Origin of the sequence: Halomonas sp. N3-2A (genome assembly GCF_002216165.1) — a bacterium.
Taxonomy (GTDB): domain Bacteria; phylum Pseudomonadota; class Gammaproteobacteria; order Pseudomonadales; family Halomonadaceae; genus Vreelandella.
Map to the genome: position 1 here is coordinate 3,472,585 of NZ_CP022286.1, position 17,130 is coordinate 3,489,714.

General features: G+C 54.4%; 17 protein-coding genes. 15 read left to right on the forward strand and 2 right to left on the reverse strand.

The window, feature by feature from the left end; translation table 11 throughout:
• The first annotated feature begins 52 nt into the window (after positions 1-52).
• The 5 genes from proC to CEK60_RS16195 all read left to right on the forward strand — a co-directional run bounded on the left by proC (position 53) and on the right by CEK60_RS16195 (position 3,864).
• Positions 53-877 (forward strand): pyrroline-5-carboxylate reductase, encoded by an 825-nt coding sequence (gene proC, locus CEK60_RS16175; protein ID WP_089039899.1) that lies wholly within the window; start codon positions 53-55, stop codon positions 875-877.
• Between the two features lie 29 nt (positions 878-906).
• A complete protein-coding gene (locus tag CEK60_RS16180) occupies positions 907-1,500 on the forward strand; it encodes a YggT family protein (protein ID WP_089039900.1) in 594 nt (197 codons plus the stop codon).
• A gap of 64 nt (positions 1,501-1,564) precedes the next feature.
• Complete coding sequence (gene metX / locus CEK60_RS16185) at positions 1,565-2,761, forward strand: homoserine O-succinyltransferase MetX (protein WP_089039901.1); 1,197 nt, start codon at positions 1,565-1,567, stop codon at positions 2,759-2,761.
• Entirely contained in the window at positions 2,761-3,354 is a 594-nt protein-coding gene (gene metW / locus CEK60_RS16190) for a methionine biosynthesis protein MetW (RefSeq protein WP_038480763.1), read from the forward strand. The genes metX and metW overlap by 1 nt, the downstream gene beginning before the upstream one ends.
• Positions 3,355-3,402: 48 nt before the next feature.
• Positions 3,403-3,864 (forward strand): DUF4426 domain-containing protein, encoded by a 462-nt coding sequence (locus tag CEK60_RS16195; protein ID WP_089039902.1) that lies wholly within the window; start codon positions 3,403-3,405, stop codon positions 3,862-3,864.
• Here the strand turns inward: CEK60_RS16195 and sfsA are convergent.
• Together sfsA and CEK60_RS16205 are read right to left on the reverse strand one after the other, a co-directional pair.
• On the reverse strand, positions 3,861-4,589 hold the full coding sequence (gene sfsA / locus CEK60_RS16200) for a DNA/RNA nuclease SfsA (protein ID WP_089039903.1): 729 nt from the start codon (positions 4,587-4,589) through the stop codon (positions 3,861-3,863). The two genes, CEK60_RS16195 and sfsA, sit on opposite strands and share 4 nt — an antisense overlap.
• On the reverse strand, positions 4,586-5,746 hold the full coding sequence (locus tag CEK60_RS16205) for an aminotransferase class I/II-fold pyridoxal phosphate-dependent enzyme (protein WP_089039904.1): 1,161 nt from the start codon (positions 5,744-5,746) through the stop codon (positions 4,586-4,588). The genes sfsA and CEK60_RS16205 overlap by 4 nt, the downstream gene beginning before the upstream one ends.
• Before the next feature lie 186 nt (positions 5,747-5,932).
• Between CEK60_RS16205 and dksA the strand changes: the two genes are divergently transcribed.
• The 10 genes from dksA (at position 5,933) to panD (ending at position 16,946) form a co-directional block, all read left to right on the forward strand.
• Positions 5,933-6,370 (forward strand): RNA polymerase-binding protein DksA, encoded by a 438-nt coding sequence (gene dksA / locus CEK60_RS16210; protein WP_009723720.1) that lies wholly within the window; start codon positions 5,933-5,935, stop codon positions 6,368-6,370.
• A gap of 161 nt (positions 6,371-6,531) precedes the next feature.
• On the forward strand, positions 6,532-7,431 hold the full coding sequence (gene gluQRS / locus CEK60_RS16215; RefSeq protein WP_089039905.1) for a tRNA glutamyl-Q(34) synthetase GluQRS: 900 nt from the start codon (positions 6,532-6,534) through the stop codon (positions 7,429-7,431).
• A gap of 1 nt (position 7,432) precedes the next feature.
• On the forward strand, positions 7,433-7,609 hold the full coding sequence (locus CEK60_RS22430; protein ID WP_009723722.1) for a hypothetical protein: 177 nt from the start codon (positions 7,433-7,435) through the stop codon (positions 7,607-7,609).
• Positions 7,599-10,544: an ATP-binding protein gene (locus CEK60_RS16220; RefSeq protein ID WP_089039906.1), complete on the forward strand. Its 2,946-nt coding sequence runs from the start codon at positions 7,599-7,601 to the stop codon at positions 10,542-10,544. The genes CEK60_RS22430 and CEK60_RS16220 overlap by 11 nt, the downstream gene beginning before the upstream one ends.
• On the forward strand, positions 10,522-11,907 hold the full coding sequence (locus CEK60_RS16225) for a sigma-54-dependent transcriptional regulator (protein WP_089039907.1): 1,386 nt from the start codon (positions 10,522-10,524) through the stop codon (positions 11,905-11,907). Before CEK60_RS16220 ends, CEK60_RS16225 begins: the two co-directional genes overlap by 23 nt.
• An 891-nt stretch (positions 11,908-12,798) precedes the next feature.
• On the forward strand, positions 12,799-14,184 hold the full coding sequence (gene pcnB, locus CEK60_RS16230; RefSeq protein ID WP_038480742.1) for a polynucleotide adenylyltransferase PcnB: 1,386 nt from the start codon (positions 12,799-12,801) through the stop codon (positions 14,182-14,184).
• Positions 14,185-14,191: 7 nt separating this feature from the next.
• Positions 14,192-14,713, forward strand: a complete 522-nt coding sequence (folK, locus tag CEK60_RS16235) for a 2-amino-4-hydroxy-6-hydroxymethyldihydropteridine diphosphokinase (RefSeq protein ID WP_089039908.1) — start codon at positions 14,192-14,194, stop codon at positions 14,711-14,713.
• Positions 14,714-14,848: 135 nt separating this feature from the next.
• Entirely contained in the window at positions 14,849-15,640 is a 792-nt protein-coding gene (panB, locus tag CEK60_RS16240) for a 3-methyl-2-oxobutanoate hydroxymethyltransferase (protein ID WP_089039909.1), read from the forward strand.
• Between the two features lie 29 nt (positions 15,641-15,669).
• Entirely contained in the window at positions 15,670-16,539 is an 870-nt protein-coding gene (gene panC / locus CEK60_RS16245) for a pantoate--beta-alanine ligase (protein ID WP_089039910.1), read from the forward strand.
• 26 nt (positions 16,540-16,565) lie between these two features.
• Entirely contained in the window at positions 16,566-16,946 is a 381-nt protein-coding gene (gene panD / locus CEK60_RS16250; protein ID WP_089039911.1) for an aspartate 1-decarboxylase, read from the forward strand.
• Positions 16,947-17,130: the final 184 nt, after the last annotated feature.

Here is a 17,130-nt window from a genome sequence, read left to right on the forward strand (position 1 = left end):
CTGACAGCCCATGCTGCCCGATGCAGCTTTTTTACCCAATAAGGATACCCACATGGCGAGCAAGATTACCTTCATTGGCGCAGGCAATATGGCCAGCGCCATTATCGGCGGCCTCATCGATAGTGGTGTGTCTCCTAGCGACATCACGGCCACCGCACCTAATGAAAGCGAGCTAGCGCCTTTAGCAGCACGCTTAGGAATTAACACAAACACCGATAATAACGCCGCCGTCGAAGACGCCGACGTGGTCGTACTGGCGGTAAAACCCCAGATTATGCGCAGCGTATGCGAAGCGATGCGGGATAACGTACAACAGCAATCACCGCTGATTATTTCGATCGCGGCAGGCCTCGATGCCGCCACCATTGATCAATGGCTAGGCGGTAATAATGCGTTAGTTCGTTGCATGCCCAACACGCCTGCATTGGTCGGCATCGGTGCCAGCGGCTTATATGCCAATAGCGCGGTGAGCGAGGAGCAACGCACGCTAGCAACACAGCTTATGGAAGCGGTTGGCATTGTGGAGTGGGTTGAAGAAGAGGGCCTGCTTGATGCGGTAACTGCGGTATCAGGCAGTGCGCCAGCTTACTTCTTTCTAATGTTTGAGGCGATGGAAGAAGCCGCTGTCAAACTAGGCTTGCCTGCCGCCACGGCGCGACGCTTGGCCATTCAAACGGCGCTAGGTGCCGCCACTATGGCCCAGCGCAGTGACAAAGACCCGGCCACACTTAAACAAAATGTTATGTCACCAGGCGGCACAACAGAACGCGCGATTCAGCACATGGAAGATGCGCAACTACGCGCCACCATCGCCGACGCCATGCAGGCCTGTGCCCAGCGCGCAGAAGCAATGTCCAAGGAACTTAGCGCCAACTAAATACGTAACTTTGCAACGGAGAGGCCGCAATGGGTAGTCAAGTGGGCAGTGCCGGGTTAATGCTTGTTAACTCGTTAATCAATATTTATTTATTCTTACTGATGCTGCGCTTTTTGTTGCAGGCATCGCGGGCGGATTATTACAACCCGCTTAGCCAATCAGTGGTTAAAATCACCCAGCCTGTTGTGGGGCTATTTCAGGGCTTCTTAGGTCCCGTCGCTGGGCGCTTTGACCTTGCCACGCTGGCCGCGGGTTTTGTGCTGAAAGTGGTTAGCATGCTGGCAATTTTCATGGTGATTGGCGTTGGCATGCCGCCCATTCCAGGACTACTGATTGCGGGCATTGCGGCACTGGCTAACGCCATATTAAAGATCTATTTCTTTGCCATGATTGTGATGATTATTCTGAGCTGGGTCGCCCCGAATGCTAGCCACCCAGGTGCTTTGCTGGTCATGCAGCTAGTCGAGCCCATTATGGCGCCTGTTCGGAAAGTCATTCCGCCACTCGGCATGATCGATTTATCACCCATCGTGGTGTTTATTGCGATTAATTTGGTGGATGGCTTAGTAGTGGGGGCTTTGATCCGCGCTGCGGGTATCTCTGGCGCACTGGTTGGGCTGTAACCGCGCAATATTCCCCAGGGCCTCTTTTTAGCAGGATTTATTTTTTGCAGGACTAGCGCTTTCGATGCCTGATTCAGACACTTTCACTTTCGTTGACCGGCCGGCGGACTCCGTTGGCCTCGTCACCCCCCATGTAGCGAAATTTGATACGCCGCTGCCGCTTGCTTGTGGCAAGGTGCTGCCTGAGTACGAGCTTATCTACGAAACCTACGGCACGTTAAACGCTGAGCGTAGTAACGCTGTGTTGATCTGCCATGCGTTATCGGGACACCACCATGCAGCGGGCTATCACGGTGACGAAGACCGCAAACCTGGCTGGTGGGATGCTCATATCGGCCCCGGAAAATCTATCGATACCAACCGTTTTTTTGTGGTATCGCTAAACAATCTGGGCGGCTGCCATGGCAGCACAGGCCCTGTTAGCCACAACCCTGAAACCGGCCGCCAGTGGGGGCCTGATTTCCCCATGGTCACTGTCAGTGACTGGGTAGCCAGCCAAGCGCGCCTAGCCGATCAACTGGGCATTGAGCGTTGGGCCGCAGCAGTGGGCGGTAGCCTGGGTGGTATGCAGGTGCTGCAGTGGACAATGACTTACCCTGAGCGTGTCGCCAATGCGGTAGTAATTGCCGCCACCCCCCGGCTCTCCGCCCAGAACATTGCCTTTAACGAAGTGGCTCGTCAGGCGATTCGCTCTGACCCTGAGTTCTTCGGCGGTTGGTATGCAGAGCACGAGACGGTCCCCAAGCGTGGTTTGAAACTGGCACGCATGGTGGGCCACATCACCTACCTCTCCGAAGATGCAATGGGCAGTAAGTTTGGCCGCGATTTGCGCAGCAACGATTTGAACTTTGGGTTTGATGTCGAGTTCCAGGTTGAGTCTTATCTGCGCTATCAGGGCGATACCTTCTCCACCGCCTTTGACGCTAACACCTACCTGTTAATGACCAAGGCCCTTGACTACTTCGATCCCGCAGCCACTCAAGCAGGCGACCTAGCCAGCGCACTAGCACCAGCAAAGTGCCCTTTTCTGGTTGTTAGTTTTACCACTGACTGGCGTTTCCCACCTTCTCGCTCTCGAGAACTCGTCGACGCGCTCACCCGCGCTGGCAAATCGGTTAGCTATGCCAATATCGACTCTCCTCACGGGCATGATGCTTTCTTACTGCCCGAGCCACGTTACCACGCTCTGTTCAGCGCATTTATGACTCGCATCGCCCGAGAGCTGAATATCGAAGAAACAGCCAGGGAGGAGACCCTGTAATGCGTGCGGATCTTGAACTGATTTACGACTGGGTGCCCCAAGGGGCTCACGTGCTGGATTTAGCCTGCGGTGATGGTGCTCTGCTTGAGCGCTTAGCGCAGGAGAAAAATGTTACCGGCTACGGTTTAGAGATCGACCCCGACGGTATTACCCAGTGTGTCGCCAGGGGCGTGAACGTTATTGAGCATAACCTGGATGATGGCTTGGGTAGTTTCTGCGACAACAGCTATGATCAAGTCATTATGACCCAAGCGCTTCAGGCGCTACGCCGCCCAGATAAAATGCTTGATGAAATGTTACGCGTCGCCGAGGAAGGCATTATCACCTTTCCTAATTTTGCTTATTGGCGACACCGAATTCATCTTGGCCTACGTGGCTATATGCCGGTCTCTAAATCGCTACCCCATGCCTGGTATGACACACCCAACATCCACCTTTCTACCTTTAACGACTTCGAGCATCTGTGCCGTGAAAAAGGGTTGGTGATTGTTGATCGCGCGGTAGGGGTTGGCGATCACAAAGGGCACTGGACATCCAAGTGGTGGCCCAACTTGTTCGGTGAAATTGCTATTTTTAGAGTGCGCCGTCGCTAATTTATTTTACGTTAACTCGCCATATCGACCCATAAGAGGAGACCTGCCATGGTTTATCGAGCGTTACGCAGAACAACCCTGCTTACTACGCTGCTTTGCTCACTGCTCCTCGCCACACAAGCGGTAGCTGAGCAGCTAGTACGGATAGGCGACTATGAGATCCATTACAGTGCTGTGGCCACCAGCTTCCTCACCCCTGAAGTTGCCCAAGCGCACGGAATTCAGCGCAGTGCAGGTCTCGGATTGGTTAATGTAAGCGTACGCGAACGCCAAGAGGACGGCAGCACCCGTGCCGTTAACGCTAGCGTACAAGGCCACGTGACAGGCCTCACCGACGCCCAAGAGTCGCTAAGCTTTCGTACTGTGCACGATGGTGATGCCACTTATCACTTGGCCACCTTCGCCCTGCGCCACGACGAGCCCACACGTTTTAACTTGGACGTTCGCTACGACCGCAATGCCAGTCCCGAGCGGGTCAGTTTTATTCAGCGTTTTTATATCGAGCGTTAAATTCGCACCGGTAGCGGTCGTGCTAATCGCACCGCTACCGGCGCTCCTGCCTGCCAATCTAGCGTAATACCGTAAGCCAACACCTCAACCCCAGCATCTACTGCTGCGGCTAACGCCGCCGCATAGATGGGATCGATGTGGGCCGCTGGGGCTACATCGTGAATACCTTCATGGGCGACACAAAACAGCAGCACGGCCCTTTCGCCCTGCTCGGCCAGCGCGGTTAATGCATGCAAATGCTTGGTGCCCCTCACGCTGACCGAGTCAGGAAAATAACCATGCCCATCGGCTTCTTTAAGGGTGACTTGCTTAACTTCAATAAAAACCTCGCCCTTATCAGGATCACTCAGCCGGAAATCGAGCCTTGCGTCACTGATCTTCACTTCCCGCTTGAGCGTTTGATAGCCTGCCAATGGCACAATATCACCGGCTAAAATAGCCTCCTCCACGATGCGGTTGGCGCGGCCAGTGTGGACAGAAGCCAGCGCCAAGGCGCCATCTGATTGTGGCAACTCAATCCATTCCCAGGTCCAGGCCAGCTTGCGCTTGGGATTATCACTCCGTGACAGCCACACTCGACAACCGGGCACATTCACCGCCTTCATCGAGCCCGTGTTGGGGCAATGGGCAATGACTTCCTCGCCACTCTCCAACCGTACATCGGCTAAAAAGCGTTTATAACGACGCAGCAACACCCCAGACACCAACTCAGGATAGGTCGTCATAGTCGGCTCACGAAACGGCCAATGCGCTCTACGGCCTCCTGCAACCGTTCAACGCTGTTAGTAAAGGCAATGCGCACATGGTGTTCGCCGCCCTCCAGCGCAAAATCAATGCCCGGAGTAATTGCCACGTTCTCCTCGACCAGCAACCGCTCACAGAATGCCTGGCTATCTCGGCTGTAATGGGAAATATCCAACCACAGATAAAAAGCCCCTTGAGGTGGCAGGTCCGGGGCAAGCCCCAACTGCGCTAGCCCATCCAACAACACTTGGCGTCGCTGCTTGAGCGTCGATCTACGCGCTTCCAAAATATCTCGACACTCTGGAGTGAAAGCGGCCAACGCCGCATGCTGGGAAGGCGTAGGCGCGGCAAGGAAGACGTTTTGCGCCAGCCTAGTAAGCGGCTCGACGGCATGTTCAGGCGCCACCAACCAGCCCAAGCGCCAGCCTGTCATGCCGAAATATTTAGAGAAACTGTTCACCACGAAGGCCTGGTCAGAAAGCGATGTCGCCGATAGTGGTGCATCGTCATAATTCAAGCCTTGGTAAATCTCATCGACAATCACGTCACCGCCTTTCGCAGCTACCGTGTTGATGACCGCGTTTAGCGCCTCAGCGCCTAACGTATGTCCCGTAGGGTTAGACGGGGAAGCCAGCATGGCTAAACTCGTTTTAGCTTGCCAGTGCTGTTCAATTAACGGCGCCGTTAACTGCCAACCGCTTTGGCGCCCTACGGGAATGGCATCAATGTCTGCGCCAGCTAGGGCCATAAAGTGACGATTACACGGATAGTTGGGATCGGCCATCAAAACACGGTCGCCTTCTTCGACCAGTAATTGGCTAGCCAGCAGCAGCGCTCCAGAGGCCCCTGGCGTTACCAAAATACGTGAGGGGTCAACGGTGGCGTTAAAATGCTCGGCGTAATGTCTTGAAATCGCCTCCCGCAGCGACGCTAGGCCTGCCGCAGGTGTATAGCGCGTTTTGCCTGTTGCCAACGCTTGCTGGCCTGCTGCTACAATCGGTGCCGGCGTCGCGAAATCAGGTTCGCCGACCTCTAGGTGAATCACATCGTGGCCTTCGGCCTCTCGAGCCTGGGCCATTTCCAATAGATGCATCACGCGAAAAGGTGCAACGTGATTTACACGTGAATTCCAAGCCATAACGGTTCCTTCACTAAATGGTAGAGAAATCATGACGCAGGTCGTTGAAGAGGCAAGACCATGGTCGAAAATGCGCTATTATGCTTGCATAGCGCGCATTTTTCAGCTAAACAAGCATCCCTTTGGCGTGAGATCGTGACACACACTCATGGTCGATCAGCAGTCACATACGTAAGGGGCACTCCCATGCCAGTAGCGGAAAAGAAACCGGAAGCGTCCAAGTCCTTCACCCCGTATGAGCCAGCACCGGGCGAAGAGTATATGAACGAGAAGCAGCTCGCGCACTTCCGCCAGCTCCTTCTAGACTGGAAACAAGATCTCATGGAAGAGGTGGATCGTACCGTACGCCACCTACAGGAAGACGCTAATAACTACGCTGACCCCGCTGACCGCGCCACTCAAGAAGAGGGCTTCAGCCTGGAGCTGCGTACTCGGGATCGCGAACGCAAGTTGCTGAAAAAGATTAACGAAACCATCGAAAAAATCGATGAAGACGACTACGGCTTTTGTGAAGCCTGCGGCGTTGAAATCGGCATTCGCCGCCTTGAAGCCCGCCCCACGGCAACGCTGTGCGTGGACTGTAAAACGCTGGCAGAGCTTAAAGAGAAACAGCTCGGTGGCTAACCATCGGCGCGCATACGCTGCAAGCTGCTAGTTTGTTACAAGCTAAAGCGTCCAACGGGCACCCTTGAGGTGCCCGTTTTTGTTTGTCATCTTGTATTTATCGCTGTACTTATCATCGTAGTTAATCGCTGGCGCTATTTGAACAATTGATTCGGGCTGTCATGACCCATACCACGCACTACCGAGGACGTTTCGCTCCTACACCGTCAGGGCCACTGCATCTTGGCTCGCTAGTCGCCGCCCTAGGCAGCTATTTAGACGCCCGCGCTGCTGGCGGGCAGTGGCTGGTGCGCATTGAAGATATCGACCCGCCCCGCTGCCCTGAAGGCGCTGCTGATACAATTCTGCGTCAGCTTGACGCCTTTGGGCTTCATTGGGATGAAGAAGTCCGCTGGCAGCATCACCGTGATGAGGCTTATCAGCAGGCGCTCGACCAACTGGCTACCCAAGGTTTGGCTTACCCGTGTAGCTGTTCGAGAAAACAGTGGCAAGCGTTTTCAATCTATCCCGGCTGGTGCCGCGAGAGCGTTCGTGATGCCACAAAGCCGGTTGCCTGGCGGCTGCGCAGCGACCTGGCAAAGCGCCCTATTACTTGGCAGGATCGGCTTTTTGGTTGCCAACAGTTCGATCCTGCCGTTTTGGGCGATGTTGTGCTTAAGCGCAAAGATCAGCTTTGGGCCTATCAGCTCGCCGTCGTAGTGGATGATGCTGATCAAGGCATAACCGACATTGTGCGCGGTTATGACCTGCTGGATAACACGCCCTGGCAAGGCCAGTTGCAGCAAGCGCTTGGCTTATCAACTCCCCGCTATCTACATTTACCGCTCGTGGTTACTCAAGAGGGTCAAAAGCTTTCTAAGCAAAACCTGGCCCCTGCATTAGCCGAAGACGCCGACGGCATTCGCCAACAGCTGTTTCAAGCACTGCAACTACTCGATCAGGCTCCACCTGACACGCTGGTTCAAGAGCCACCCGAAACGCAACTAAACTGGGCAATAGCACATTGGTCTGTTGAAAAGCTTGTCGCTACCACCCACCGCCGCTATCAATCAGAGTCTTAATATGTACGTTTATCGCATACTGCTGTTCTTGGTGTTTGGCGGCTATTTGCTTTCGCCGTTACTGATGGACGGCTGGGGAGATCCAAGCGTTGCCTGGTATCGCCCATTTGCTATTTGGGGCGGCCTGATCGCGCTAACGCTATGGCTTGAGCAAAAAAGGAAGTTAGATGAGCGTTGAGCTTTTAGGAGTAGTACTGCTAGGCCTAGGCTATCTTGCCTTACTGTTTGCCTGCGGCATGGCCGTTGAGCGTGGCTGGGTGCCCGTGCGCATTACGCGCCACCCTATTGTGTACACCCTGGCGCTGGGCGTATACGCCAGCGCGTGGGCAATCTATGGCAGTGTGGAGCTTGCGGCGAAAGCAGGCTTTGGCTACCTGGCATATTACCTCGGTGCAGCCGGGGCTTTTCTGCTGGCCCCCGTACTGCTGGTGCCCATACAACGCATTACTCGTACCTACCAGCTCTCTTCACTGGCGGATCTATTTGCGTTTCGCTACCGATCCCGCTGGGCAGGCACTCTGGTAACGTTAATCAGCCTGCTAGCCGTGATGCCACTGCTGGGTATTCAGGTGCAAACCTTAAGCGATGCGGTCTACTTGCTCACCGGCAGCCGCTATAGCGCGGCGGCCACCCTGCTGTTTTGCGGTGTGATCGCAGGCTGTGCGGTGTTGTTTGGCGCACGCCACAGCCACCGACATCGTCACGATACGCTACTCAGCGTGATTGCTTTTGAATCGATCATTAAACTACTGGCGATGCTTGGGCTAGGTGCCATTGCACTGTGGTGGGTATTTGATGGGCCTCACGGATTACAGCAGTGGTTAGAAGGGCCTGGAGCCGCAGCCCAAGCCGCAACGCCACAATTTGAAGCCCCCCAATGGCGCACGCTGCTACTGCTGTTCTTTGCGGCCGCTTTCATGATGCCGCATCTGTTTCAGATTACCTTTGCAGAAAGCCTTTCTCGCCACACCCTGCTCCAAGCCAGTTGGACATTACCGCTATTTTTGCTACTGATGGCACTGCCAGTACCGTTGATTTGGTGGGCTGCACAATCGACAAACGAGACGGTTCCCGTCGCAGCCTACGCTGCCTTCTTGATGTCAGAGCATTGGTGGGTGGGAGCGCTAGCCTTCATCGGTGGCCTAGCCGCCGCCAGTGGCACCATGATGATGATCGCGCTGGCTCTTTCAGGCATGGTGCTAAACCACGTGGTGCTAGTGGCTCGCCCCCCGGAGGCGCGTAGCGATTTATACGGCTGGCTGCTCTGGCTACGTCGCGGTTTAGTCGTCGCTGTGATTGCGGGCGGGTGGCTATTTGCGGAAAGCGTCGGTCGCTACCATTCACTGACAAACTTGGGGCTCGCTGCATTTGTAGGCATGGCACAGTGCCTGCCTGGCATGCTGGCGTTGCTGTACTGGCCCGGCGCGAACCGCAAGGGCATGATCGCCGGGCTAATGAGCGGCATCATCATTTGGCTGTGGGGCCTATGGTTGCCGCTTTTGCTTGATCTCCCCATGCTCTCGCTGCCCCTCACCCCTCTGATGTCTGCGGATGCGCCCATTTGGTATAACGTTACGCTTGTTTCTTTAGCGGTTAACATTTTACTGCTCCTCATTGTGTCGTTATTTACCCGCATCTCAGAAGGAGAACGCTCTGCGGCCGAAGCATGCTCCGTAGATGCGGTCATTCGTTCAAAACGCCTACCACTGGAAGCAGCTACGGCGGGAGACTTCCCTGCTTATCTTGCCCAAGCGTTGGGCGATGAGGCTGCCAGCCGTGAAGTTGACCGCGCACTGGCAGCGCTAAACCTGACACCTCAGGAGCGCCGCCCCTATGCACTGCGCCGCCTGCGCGACCGAATCCAGGCGAACCTATCCGGTTTAATGGGGCCTTCAGTTGCGCGAGATATTGTTGACCGTTACTTGCCCTACCGCCACGACGACGCCCCGGTCACTGACGATATTCATTTTGTTGAAAGCCGCCTTGAAGCTTACCGCTCTAGGCTCACTGGGCTGGCTCGGGAACTGGATGGCTTGCGCCGCCATCACCGGCAAACGCTAGCCTACTTGCCCGTAGGCTTGTGCGTGCTAGGCGACGATGATGAGCTGTTAATGTGGAATGAGGCGCTTTCATCACTCTCCGGGATTAGCGGCGATAGCGTGATTGGCTCACGCCGAGATAGCCTGCCCCCACCCTGGCCCAATTTACTCGGTAGCGTACTCAACGCCAGCCATACGCCGTTGTATAAACAAGCCGTGTCACTACATGGCAAGGATTACTTCCTCACCCTTCACAAAGCAGTGTTAAGCGGACACGACAGCCGTGGCGGCAGCGTGATTTTGGTAGAAGACCATACTGAAATGAAGTGGCTAGAAGAGGAACTTGTCCACGCAGCGCGCTTGGCATCCATAGGGCAACTTGCGGCAGGCGTGGCACACGAGATAGGCAACCCTATCACGGGCATTTCGTCACTGGCCCAAAACTTGCGCTACGATACCGATGACCCAGCGCTACTGGAAACGGCTGACCAAATTCAACAGTTAACCCAGCGAGTCACCAAGATTGTTAACTCGCTGGTCGGTTTTGCCCACGGTGGCCGTCAGACCCTGCCACTGCCGGCATCCCCCGCCTCGCTCTCTACCGTTAGCGAAGACGCGCTGCACTTGATCCATTTAGCGCGCTCGGGGGAGGATGTAAGCTTTACCAATGACTGTCCGGATGACATCGTGGTGCGTGGCGATGCTCAGCGATTAACCCAGGTCATGGTCAACTTACTCAGCAATGCCAAAGACGCTTGCGACGCTCAGGGCACGGTTCATATTGAAGCAGGCAAACAGGCAAGTCATGCTTGGTGGCGAGTCACCGATGATGGCCACGGCATTGACCCAAGCGTGAAGCATCGCCTTTTCGAGCCGTTCACCACGACCAAGCCTGCGGGTCAAGGAACGGGGCTTGGGCTCTCGTTGGCCTACCAAATTATCAATGAGCACCAAGGCAAAATAGAGGTTGCGTCACCACCTCCAGGAAAGCCTCGCGGCACTGCCATCACGCTTTGGCTACCGCTTTACCAACAGGATGATCACCTACCTCATGCCCAGGATACTGATTGTTGAAGATGAAGCGATTATTCGCAGCGCTTTAAAGCGTTTACTCGAACGTCACAGCTATACCGTCAGCGAAGCGGGCAGCGCAGAAGAAGCACGTGAGCTGGCGCCTAGCGAGTTTGATCTAGTCATTAGCGACCTGCGACTGCCAGGCGATCCTGGCACCGCCCTAATTGAGGCCGCAGCCCCCGCGCCGGTACTGATAATGACCAGCTATGCCAGCATGCGCTCGGCAGTCGACGCGCTTAAGCAAGGGGCTGTGGACTATGTTGCTAAACCATTTGATCACACCGAGCTTTTAGAAACCGTCGAACGCATTCTGCATAAACAGTCGATGCAGCAAGGCACACCTCCGGATATCACCGATGAAGGAGGTGGGCGTCAAACGATGATCGGCAATTGCACGGCTATGCAGCAGGTTTACACGCGCATTCGCAAAACAGCCCCGGCAGACGTTACCGTGCTAATTCAAGGAGAATCCGGCACAGGTAAAGAGCTCGTTGCTCGGGCCATTCATCAGCAAAGCAAACGTGCCAAAGCACCGCTGATTTGTGTGAACTGCGCGGCAATACCTGAGACGCTGATCGAGTCAGAGCTTTTTGGACATGAGAAAGGAGCGTTTACCGGTGCTAGCGCTGCCCGAACCGGGTTAGTGGAAGCCGCCGACGGTGGCACCCTGTTTTTAGATGAAATCGGCGAGTTACCATTGGATGCCCAGGCGCGACTGTTACGCGTACTCCAGGAAGGTGAAATCCGCAAAATTGGCTCCGTCGAAACACGCCATGTGGACGTTCGCCTGATCGCCGCCACCCATAGGGACTTGCGCGCTCTGTCAAAAAGCGGGGAATTCCGACTAGATCTCTACTATCGCCTCAACGTTATGCAGATTGAACTGCCTCCGCTGCGCGACCGTGAAGAAGACGTATTGAAGATAGCCGATATCCTGTTAGATAAAGCCTGCAAACGTCATGATCGCCAAGGGCTTCGTTTGTCACGGGCTTCCCGACAGGACCTACGCGACTACCCTTGGCCTGGTAACGTACGCGAGCTTGAGAATGCACTGGAGAGGGGCGTAATTCTAGCTGAGGGGCATTTGATTCACCCTGACGACCTAGGCCTTGGCCCTGTTACCAATCGACCTCACTCTTCTGCAGGTAACAGCTCCGCATTAGCCAATGAATCATCAGCGCCAAGTGGCGATGACGACGACCTCTCTCTTGAGGACTATTTTCAGCATTTTGTGCTGGAACATCAGGATCAAATGAGTGAAACCGAGTTAGCCCAAAAACTGGGAATTAGCCGTAAAAATTTATGGGAGCGGCGCCAGCGCCTAGGCATCCCACGTAAAAAAACCGCACGCCGCCCCAATTAGGTGGCGGCAATACCTATGATTAGCCATTCACCACCTCACCTTCTACGACTAACGTCCAATAGATTGATTTGCATAAGAAATATCCAAAACCTTCCCATCAGCCACTGTTACCTTCCCACACAACACGCCCCAAAAATCCCTTAAAAACGGGTAACACTATGCGTTGCGATTAGTTCCCTGGCATAGCCAATAAATTCCAAGCCCATGAGAATAAAAGAATAAAAAATGAGTGGCACAGCAAGTGCAATATTACTGGGCAAGAAGAACAAAATGGGCAGCGCGGACGTCGCTAACAAAAACAACATGACACCGCCCCAACCTGAGCCAAAACAAAAACAACAGGGCCAGGCAGAGATCATAGTACTAACAAGAACAACAGGCTTGAGTCTCACGACTTGCTAGCGCTAAGCAGAATAGGCGCAGCGAACAATAACAACAGTCAGCAAGTGCCCAAAAAAGGACGCGACGTACACAAAGAATCTGCTTCCAAACAAAAATAACAGCAGCATGTGTGTACACCCCGGAACCAATAACAACACGCCGGGAGAAAAAGTTCGCGGTTGGATTATTGTTTTGAATACGAGGCGGTCGGAATCAGACTGGTTCTCACGCCTACCGACTGCGGTGCGTATTCAGAGCGATGTGCCATCATGAAGAAAAACAACAGCATGGACGCTGATTGTCTGCTTTATAGGGGAGGCTCTTGTAGCCTCCCCTTTCCGCGTTTAAAGCAGTCGTCTTTTACAAACCCTGCTCCAGTGCTTTGCAAGCCTCAAGGGGTCGGCTACACTCAGCAACTTACCGCTAACCTTGCGGTCATTTTTTCGCTACGTTTCTCGATACTGTTTTCGATAATACTGTTTTCGATACCCTGCGAGTCGATATCGCCGCATGTTTAAAGGATTTACCCGTTTATTACATAGCCCGGGAGAGCACTTGAAATCCCTGCTCGATTCCCCAGAGAGCGCCGCCGATGCGCTCAGTCCCCGTATTATTCCGCGCTCCGAGCACCCTGTTTCTCGTCAGCAAATCAGCGAGGCCGCGTTAAAGGTACTCTATCGCCTTAATGGTGCTGGATTTGATGCCTTCCTGGTTGGCGGCTGCATTCGTGATGCATTGCTGGGCAAAATGCCGAAAGATTTCGACGTTGCCACCAATGCAACGCCGGAACAGGTGCGCGATCTGTTTCGCAATTCGCGGCTGATTGGTCGGCGTTTTCGCATTGTGCATGTGCGCTTTGGCCGCGAAGTCATTGAAGTTACCACTTTCCGCGGCAAGCCTCAGGACGAGCACGGCGATCATATCGCCCAGCAGTCTGACGATGGCCTGCTATTGCGAGACAATGTGTGGGGCAACATCGAAGAAGACGCTCTACGCCGCGACTTCACCGTGAATGCGCTTTACTACAATATCGCTGACTTCACGATTCATGACTTTGCCAACGGCGCGCGTGATATTGAGTCACGTACGCTGCGACTGATTGGCGACCCCGTTACCCGCTATCGGGAAGACCCTGTACGTATGCTGCGTGCGGTGCGCTTTGCGGCCAAGCTCGATTTCACCATCGAGCCAGCCACTGAAGAGCCGATGTACGATCTGGCGCCGCTGTTACTGCAAATTCCTCCCGCCCGTTTGTTTGATGAAGTACTCAAGCTATTCATGTCGGGGCACGGCTTAATTACTTTCCGCTTACTGAGCCATTACAACTTGTTTGGCATGCTGTTCCCCGAAGCGGAAGAAGCCATGGCGGATGCTGCTTGGGCCGAAGATCTGATTGAACAAGCGCTCACTAACACCGATAAGCGCATTGCGGAAGGACGGCCAGTGACGCCAGCCTTCCTGCTAGCCGCCTTTTTGTGGGCACCAGTGGCACACCGTCAAGCCGAGCTTGAGCGCGAAGGCATGCCCGCAATTCCAGCGCTGCAAACTGCTGCCCAGCAGGTAGTCACTCGTCAGTTACAGCATATTTCGATTCCCAAACGCTTTGGCATGCCCATGCGCGATATTTGGGAACTACAGGCACGCCTTCCTCTGCGCCGTGGCAAACGGGCATTTCAAACCCGCGAACACCCACGCTTCCGAGCCGCCTACGATTTGCTGCTGTTGCGTGAACAAGCAGGTGAAATACCGCGTGGCTTAGGCGATTGGTGGAATGCCTTCCAGCAAGGTGATGAGCACGAGCAACTTCGACTGCTGCAAAAAGTGGGAAGTGATCCGGCAAGCCAGGGGGACCGTCGACGTAAAAAACGACGCAAACCACGCAAAACAGAGCAGTAAGAGCACAATGTCACTTGCTTATATTGGCCTAGGTAGCAATCTGGATGACCCTGTCAGCCAGGTTCGCCAAGCCTTACGAGAACTGGACACCCTGCCTCTTTGCCAGTTGGTGGCTCAGTCGTCCCTATACGCTACACGGCCAATAGGGCCACAAGACCAGCCTGACTTTATTAACGCCGTGGCCGCCCTTGAAACTACGCTTTCTCCGCTGGCACTACTGGACCAGCTTCAAGGGCTAGAGCAACGCCACCGCCGTCGGCGATTACGTCACTGGGGGCCGCGCACGCTGGATTTAGATCTGCTGCTTTACGATCAAGATACGATCGCGCGCCCCAGACTTCAGGTTCCTCATCCCCATATGCATGAACGCGCCTTTGTATTAGCGCCTCTTGAAGAACTGGTGTCTGCTACTCAATTAGAGCCAATAGTGCTTTATCAACAGCCGCTTGCTGAGTGGCTGAAGCAGCTTGAGCAAAGCGGGATACAACGGTTAGACAATCCAAATGCTACCGTGACTGCTACCGTCTGACACAAATCTCGACACCAAGCCCCCATTCAGGTAACAATTGCCAGTTACGCCACTTCACGCTTGCAAGGATGCAACGTTAATAATGGTCGGCTGCCCACGTTGCATCGGCCCACTTAGAAACTACGAGAGCACGCCATGAAAACCGTCACCCTGAGCACTCTGCAGGCGTATAAGCGCGCCGGCGAAACGTTCAGTTGCCTGACCGCTTACGATGCCTCTTTTGCCCATGCCGCCAGCGCTGCAGGCGTTGATGTTCTGCTAGTCGGCGATTCCCTAGGCATGGTCTTACAAGGGCACACTAGTACGCTTCCTGTGACTATGGAAGATATTTGCTACCACACACGCTGCACGGCGCGTGGCAAAGGCCATAGCCTGTTGATGGTGGACTTGCCGTTTATGAGCAACGCCACCACGGAACGCATGCTAGAAGATTCTGCCGCATTGATGCGTGCTGGCGCTGAACTGGTAAAAGTCGAAGGCGAAGCATGGATGGCCGACGGTATCCGTGAGATGACCCGCCGCGGCGTTCCGGTATGCGCCCACCTCGGGTTAACACCGCAAACGGTCTACCAGCTAGGTGGTTATAAAGTGCAAGGCCGCGAAGCTGCCCAGGCCGAACAAATTATCAATGATGCCAAAGTGCTCGTTGAGGCAGGTGCTTCCGTAATTTTGCTGGAGTGTGTGCCAGCAAGCCTGGGTAAAGCAGTAACTGAAGCCTTAGACGTCCCAGTGATTGGTATCGGCGCAGGCCCTGATACCGATGGCCAAATTCTAGTCATGCACGACGTGCTAGGCGTTACTCATGGCCGCACACCGCGCTTCGTCAAGAATTTCATGGCGGATGCTGAAAGCATTCAAAGTGCATTTTCACACTACCATGAAGCGGTTAAAACCCGTACTTTCCCAGCCGCTGAGCACTGTTTTTAAGCGCCAACTGGAACGACCACGACCCCTTTATGCGCACTTTACGAGATATCAACGAATTACGCAGCACGCTCCGCGAATACCGCCAGCGTGGCCAACGCATTGCCTTAGTGCCCACCATGGGCAACCTGCATCAAGGCCACTTGGCGCTTGTGGCCAATGCTCGTCAGCTCGCTGACGTCGTCATTTCAAGCCTGTTCGTGAACCCCATGCAGTTCGGTCCCGGGGAAGACCTGGACGCCTACCCACGCACGTTCGAGGCAGACCAAGCGCAGTTGACCGATGCTGGCTGCGATATTCTGTTCGCCCCCACCGTCAGCGCGCTTTACCCCAATGGCCTGGCTGCCCAAACCCTCGTGCATGTCCCCGTCATAGGCGAAGGGTTGTGCGGAGGCTCGCGCCCTGGGCATTTTGATGGCGTTTCTACCGTGGTCAGCATGCTATTTAATCTGGTGCAGCCGGATGTGGCTTGCTTCGGTGAAAAAGATTACCAGCAACTTGCGGTCATTCGTAAGCTGGTGAGTGATCTACACATGCCTATCGAGATTATCGGCGTACCGATTGTGCGCGCCGATGACGGCCTAGCGCTCTCCTCTCGTAATGGTTATTTAAGTGCGTCTGAGCGCACAAAAGCCCCCATGCTATATCGCACCTTATGCGAGCTACGCGATGCGTTAGAGCGCGGCACCCCCGCCGAAGAGGTACTACAACAGGGTAAAACGGCACTGTATGATGCTGGCTTTACGCCTGATTACCTTGAGCTACGTGACGCAACGCTTGCTCCTGTGGGCAGCTCGACACGCAGTGCCGTGCTACTAGCGGCGGCTAAGCTAGGCCCCGCTCGACTTATTGACAACATCAGCGTGCAGCTCCCAGACGCTGCCACTGACACTAGCGCGTAAGCTAGTTTCGCTATTTAGGAGTTTCTATGCACACGATTATGCTGAAAGCCAAGCTGCATATGGCTCGCGTTACCCACGCGGTACTCAATTACGAAGGTTCCTGTGCTATCGACGGGGAATTGCTGGATATGGCCGGTATTCGCGAAAACGAGCAAATCCAGATCTATAACGTGGAAAACGGCGAGCGCTTCACTACCTACGCGATTCGTGGAGAAGAAGGCTCTCGGCTAATTTCCATCAATGGTGCAGCCGCGCATTTAGCCTCACCGGAACACCGGATCATTATTTGTAGTTACGCTCACTACTCTGAAGCAGAACTTGAAAAGCATCAGCCAGCGCTTGTCTATCTGCAAGAAGGCAATCACGTTAGCCACACCAGTAATGCGATTCCTGTTCAATTAGCGTAAGCCAAGCAGTTGAGTAAGCAGCTATTTAACGGGCCGTTTTACGGCCCGTTTTTATTTGCCTAAAAAAGCGTATTGCCGCAATGCACAACCTTCCCCTATGCTGATAGATAAGTTCGACACAACATGCTAACAACAATGGAGAGTCCGCTTCCCCTGAAGCCTCTGTCCTCATTCGGAACGTTGC

Excerpts from the sequence above, each read along its gene's own strand:
- pcnB (WP_038480742.1), top strand. The coding sequence starts at position 12,799 with ATGTTTAAAGGATTTACCCGTTTATTACATAGCCCGGGAGAGCACTTG.
- CEK60_RS16195 (WP_089039902.1), top strand. The coding sequence starts at position 3,403 with ATGGTTTATCGAGCGTTACGCAGAACAACCCTGCTTACTACGCTGCTT.
- gluQRS (WP_089039905.1), top strand. The coding sequence starts at position 6,532 with ATGACCCATACCACGCACTACCGAGGACGTTTCGCTCCTACACCGTCA.
- panD (WP_089039911.1), top strand. The coding sequence starts at position 16,566 with ATGCACACGATTATGCTGAAAGCCAAGCTGCATATGGCTCGCGTTACC.
- panC (WP_089039910.1), top strand. The coding sequence starts at position 15,670 with ATGCGCACTTTACGAGATATCAACGAATTACGCAGCACGCTCCGCGAA.
- metW (WP_038480763.1), top strand. The coding sequence starts at position 2,761 with ATGCGTGCGGATCTTGAACTGATTTACGACTGGGTGCCCCAAGGGGCT.
- sfsA (WP_089039903.1), bottom strand. The coding sequence starts at position 4,589 with ATGACGACCTATCCTGAGTTGGTGTCTGGGGTGTTGCTGCGTCGTTAT.
- CEK60_RS16220 (WP_089039906.1), top strand. The coding sequence starts at position 7,599 with ATGAGCGTTGAGCTTTTAGGAGTAGTACTGCTAGGCCTAGGCTATCTT.
- panB (WP_089039909.1), top strand. The coding sequence starts at position 14,849 with ATGAAAACCGTCACCCTGAGCACTCTGCAGGCGTATAAGCGCGCCGGC.
- metX (WP_089039901.1), top strand. The coding sequence starts at position 1,565 with ATGCCTGATTCAGACACTTTCACTTTCGTTGACCGGCCGGCGGACTCC.
- CEK60_RS16225 (WP_089039907.1), top strand. The coding sequence starts at position 10,522 with ATGCCCAGGATACTGATTGTTGAAGATGAAGCGATTATTCGCAGCGCT.
- CEK60_RS16205 (WP_089039904.1), bottom strand. The coding sequence starts at position 5,746 with ATGGCTTGGAATTCACGTGTAAATCACGTTGCACCTTTTCGCGTGATG.
- CEK60_RS22430 (WP_009723722.1), top strand. The coding sequence starts at position 7,433 with ATGTACGTTTATCGCATACTGCTGTTCTTGGTGTTTGGCGGCTATTTG.
- proC (WP_089039899.1), top strand. The coding sequence starts at position 53 with ATGGCGAGCAAGATTACCTTCATTGGCGCAGGCAATATGGCCAGCGCC.
- dksA (WP_009723720.1), top strand. The coding sequence starts at position 5,933 with ATGCCAGTAGCGGAAAAGAAACCGGAAGCGTCCAAGTCCTTCACCCCG.
- folK (WP_089039908.1), top strand. The coding sequence starts at position 14,192 with ATGTCACTTGCTTATATTGGCCTAGGTAGCAATCTGGATGACCCTGTC.
- CEK60_RS16180 (WP_089039900.1), top strand. The coding sequence starts at position 907 with ATGGGTAGTCAAGTGGGCAGTGCCGGGTTAATGCTTGTTAACTCGTTA.